The 4682-nt window shown below is 61.4% G+C and carries 3 protein-coding genes; all 3 read left to right on the top strand.

The annotated features are described in order from the left end of the window. The first annotated feature begins 317 nt into the window (after window positions 1-317). On the top strand, window positions 318-1154 hold the full coding sequence (locus ACP5E6_RS16290; protein ID WP_427955862.1) for an N-acetylmuramoyl-L-alanine amidase family protein: 837 nt from the start codon (window positions 318-320) through the stop codon (window positions 1152-1154). Then, window positions 1151-3076 (top strand): peptidoglycan D,D-transpeptidase FtsI family protein, encoded by a 1926-nt coding sequence (locus ACP5E6_RS16285; protein WP_427955860.1) that lies wholly within the window; start codon window positions 1151-1153, stop codon window positions 3074-3076. The genes ACP5E6_RS16290 and ACP5E6_RS16285 overlap by 4 nt, the downstream gene beginning before the upstream one ends. Before the next feature lie 133 nt (window positions 3077-3209). Then, on the top strand, window positions 3210-4586 hold the full coding sequence (locus ACP5E6_RS16280; protein WP_427955858.1) for a carbohydrate porin: 1377 nt from the start codon (window positions 3210-3212) through the stop codon (window positions 4584-4586). Window positions 4587-4682 lie beyond the last annotated feature (96 nt).

Raw genomic sequence — 4682 nt, 5'->3', positions numbered from 1 at the left:
ATCGCGAAGCTCGGTATGGAAGGTCTGACGGATGGTTGACGAAGAACGCAGTGAGAAATGTAGCGTCATCTCGAACCAATATGCCAACCATACATACCCTTAGACTCGGCGTTTGATGGGGGTATATCGACGCGTTGAACAGCTGTGGCCAAGAACCGCCCTACAACCTCACATTACCGTGTAGTATCGAAAATATGATGTACTATCAAATCCTTGTTTAATACAGATGGTTTAACGTGACTTATTGACAAAACACTGGAGTAGTTTGCTCCAAGTCGGGGCAATGCCCTGGCTGTTCGAACACAGGGGTGCTGGTCATGATATTTTCACGTCGCTTCGTTCTCGATGCCGGAATTCGCGCAACGCTTGCCATGCCGTTATGGATGCAGGTGGGTCTGGCACAGGCAGCCCAGCGACGACCCGGCATCGTGGCGGCCGATCGCCCGATGCCTCCTTCGAGCCGGTTGGTCGTGATCGATCCCGGCCACGGTGGTCGCGACCCCGGCTGTATCGGAGCCGGAAATCTTTACGAAAAGGACATCGCACTCGCCACTGCCTGGGATCTGCGCAATACGCTGGCCCGCGGCGGGTATGACGTGATGATGACCCGCGAGCGCGACGTGTTTCTGCCGTTGACCGAGCGGGTCGGCATCGCGGAGAAACACAAGGCCGCCGTGCTGATGTCGGTCCACGCCAATTCGGTCGCGCCGAACACGGTGGTGCGCGGTGCCAGCGTGTTTACCTTTTCCAACACGTCGTCCGATCCGCTCGCCGCCGAGATCGCGCGTACCGAAAACAGTGTTGAACGCATCTCGAACCCGACGTTCCGCGGTGTCTCACCCCAGGTTTCGCGCATCCTGTTCAGCCTGATGGATCAGAGCACCAAAGCCCAATCGCATCTCCTGCAGGACAAGATGGTCGGCTCCCTCGCCCGGCAGGTCGACATGCTTCAGAACCCGGCCCGGCATGCCACCTTCGTGGTTCTGCAATCCGCCGCGATCCCGAGCGTGCTGATCGAAACCGCATTCCTCTCGAACCCGGACGACGAAGCCGCGTTGCGGACCAACGCCTTCAGGCTGCGGCTCGCGACCTCGATGAAAACCGCCCTCGATGCCTGGTTTCTCGCCCGCAAGACCGCTGTCGCCAACCTTTGAGCGGGGCGGACAACGCGGAGAGCGGGCTCTGGCACGGCAGGTTCCGCTGGCGGCTGGTGTTCGGCATGATCTGTTTCGTGGCGATCTACATCGTCCTCGCGGGGAAACTCGTGCTGGCGACCGTGATCGCCCCGATCCTGCCCAACCCGGTGGTCATCGCCGCAACCCGGCCCGACCTTGCCGACACCATCGCGCCACCCGATCGTGCCCCAATCCTCGATCGCTCCGGCAAAATTCTTGCGGTATCGCTGCCGAGTGCGGCGCTGTTCGCCGACCCGAAGCAGATCAGGCACCCGCGGCGCGACACAAGCCGGATCCTTGCCATCCTGCCGTTTCTGAACCGGCGCGATCTGCTCATCCGCCTCAGCAACCGCCATTACGGCTTCGTCTATCTCGATCGCTACCTGACCTCCGCGCAGGAACTCGCGATCAACCGGCTCGGCATTCCCGGCATCTATTTCCAGCGGACCTGGCAGCGCCATTATCCGAACGATGATATCGCAGCACATATTCTGGGCGGGGTGACGCCGGGGCAGCAGGGGATCAGCGGTGTCGAGCGCTATTTCAACAAGCGCCTGACCAGGGACCCGGGACGGCCGTTGCGGCTGTCGGTTTCGGTTGCGCTTGAGAACATCGTTCACAAGGCGCTGGCGAAGGCGGTGTCGGACTACAAGGCGCAGGGGGCGTGCAGCATCGTCGAGTCGATGACCGGGCGGGTCCTCGCGATGGTGAGCCTGCCCGATTACAACGCCAACGACCTGCATACGGTGAACCCGTCGCTGTTGTTCAACCGCTGCGTCTCCGGCGATTATGGGCCGGGCTCGATGATGAAGGTGGTGACGCTCGCCGGGGCGATGCAGTCGGGCATGATGCATTACTGGGACCGGTTCAACACCAGCCATCCGCTCTCGCTCGACGGTTTCGTGATCCGCGACTACGAGCCGGTGACCTACTGGCTCGCAATGCCGGCGATCCTTGCCTATTCCTCGGTGATCGGCACCTCGCGGATCGCGACGATCATGGGGCCGAAGCTCCAGCGCGCATGGCTGCGCAAACTCGGCTTCTTCAAACCGCCGCCGATCCAGTTGCCCGGCGTGCAGCCGCCGATCTGGCATCCGAAGGCGGATTGGCGGATGCTGACCACCATGACGGTCTCGTTCGGCAATGGCATCGCGATGGCGCCGATGACACTGGTCAACGCCGAGGATGCGATCGTCAACGGCGGCATCCTCTATCGCCCGACCCTGCTCGCCCGCCGACCCGGCGCACCGCCCCGGCGTGGCGTGCGGGTGATGCGGCGGCATGTCTCGGTCGTGATGCGCAATCTGATGCGCGACGTGGTGCTGTCGGGCACCGGGATCTATGCGCGGGTCCATGGCTACCTCGTCGGCGGCAAGACCGGCACGGCGCAGGTGGTGCGGCCGAGCGGCGGCTATTACAACCGGCTGAACGATGCCGGGTTCATCGCGATCTTTCCATCGAACCATCCGCGCTACATCGTCTACGCCATGGTGATCCACCCGAAGGCGACGAAGAAGATGCAGCATTTCTGCTATGGCTTCACCACCGGCGGCTATGTGGCGGCCCCGGTGGTCGGCAGCATCATCCGCCAGATGGGCCCATTGTTCGGCATTCCGCCGCTGCAAGGTGCCACCCTCGCCGCCGTCAGCAAACGCTTCCGCATTCCGTTGAAGCCGCCGGTGCCACAGGGGAAAACCTCGCTCGGGCCGCACGATCCGTTCCCGCCCGGGACCAATCGTTATGCCTACATCCTCGCGCACCGCACCCCGCCGAAGCTGATCGACGCGGCAGCGGTCCGCCAGGCGCTCCGACGGATCGAACTCGCGATCCCCGGCCAGGTGATCCGTCGCGACCGCCCGCGCTTGATCACCTGGGATCAGGCGCATCAGAGCGTGGGGTGATTTCTGAGCTCACTCACCAAAGCAGACCTGCACCAACTTTGACGCAGAGTCTCTTCAAGGGAAACTGACACGGTGTGACTTTTACGTGAGGCGGGTTGCGGAAGTTCTGGATTAGGGGTGTTGATAGTCGGCGATGAAAAATCACCGACGTTCTGGTGGCCGCACGGTGTTGTGCCTTGCTGCTTTGGTCGTTTCGAGCATGACCCCGACAGCGTACGCCAACCAGCCAACATCGATCTGGTCCCGCCACCACCTTTTTGGCGATTGGGCAGGCGTGCGGCCATTTCTTGCCGGGTACGGAATAAAGCTCGGCGCGGTTGAGCAACCCGTCCCGTCTGTCGTGCTTGGCGGTGGGGCTAGACAGGGAAGGGCCTTTGCGGCGCTGCTGACGCTTTCGGCGCGGGTCGGCCTTGCACGCTATACCGGCATTCCGGGTCTGTCGGGTTATCTCTCTGCTTGGGTCGTGCAAGGCCACGGACCTACCGCCTATTACGTCCATAGTCTGAGTGGCTTGTCTTATGAGGAGGCCCCTGACGGGGCGCGCTTGGGTGACGCCTATCTAAGTTGGCGCTCATCAGGCGACACAATCCATATCAAACTCGGCAAGTTTGGTATCGACGAGAACTTCGACCAAAATCCGGCCGCTTCGGTGCTGGTCAACTCGAATTTCACCTACCGCAACATCATGGCAAACAATCTTCCTGGAGGTGGTCCGGCCTATTCCTATGAAGGACCTGGCGCGATGATCGCCGTGCAGGTTACTCGGCAACTGCGGCTGCGCGGCGGCTTGTTCAGCGGCGATCCGCTCGGCCAGCCACTCGAAGGTCCGCTACCTCCCGCGCGCGATTCCAACGGGTTGATCTTTCCGCTTGATACCGGTGCGCTGATGATCGGCGAAGCAGATTACGCTTATCGTCTGCCCGGTTTTGGGAAGGGCAAGGTTCTTGCAGGTGGCCTCTACGACACGCTGAGTCGGCCGGATCTGCTGTACAGTGTGACGGGGCAAAGCCTCGCACTAAATGCGATTGGCACGAATGTCGGAAGCCCCCGGGCCGACCGGGGGGATTACGTGATCTATGCCGGCGATACCCAGACCCTCTGGCACGGATGCGGCTCACGCAGGCTACGTGTCTTTTCCCGGATCGCCTATGCGCCCCCCAGCCACAACCTTATTTCGTTAGACGTACAGGGTGGCATCGTGCTGAATGGCACTTTCCCCGGCCGTCCGCACGATTCCGCCGCTTTCGCCATTTCCTATGACCGGATCAGCGCACGGAAAATAAGCTTGGTCCGGTCGGAAAATGCCCTCGGCAACCTTGGCAAACCGATCCCTAGCGCGGAGACCGATTTCGAATTGGACTATACCGCGCTGATCACGCCGTGGCTGACCGCGACGCCCGATCTGCAATATATTATGCATCCTGGCGGTGGTATCCCGGACCAGGAGGACCGTATGAAAGTTGAGCCGAATGCCGTTGTGGCGCAAGCCGAGTTCACCATCGTGTTTTGAACGAACATTGGCCGCGTGCGCGGCACTGTGGGTATACCCCGACTCTGTGAGAATCCGGATGGGACTTGCCAAACGGCCCGAGAACGATTCTGGTGT

Origin of the sequence: Acidiphilium sp. (genome assembly GCF_049977125.1) — a bacterium.
GTDB lineage: Bacteria > Pseudomonadota > Alphaproteobacteria > Acetobacterales > Acetobacteraceae > Acidiphilium.
The sequence above is the reverse complement of the archived record's forward strand: the minus strand, read 5'-3'. Positions and strand labels throughout refer to the sequence as shown.

Excerpts from the sequence above, each read along its gene's own strand:
- ACP5E6_RS16280 (WP_427955858.1), top strand. The coding sequence starts at position 3,210 with ATGAAAAATCACCGACGTTCTGGTGGCCGCACGGTGTTGTGCCTTGCT.
- ACP5E6_RS16290 (WP_427955862.1), top strand. The coding sequence starts at position 318 with ATGATATTTTCACGTCGCTTCGTTCTCGATGCCGGAATTCGCGCAACG.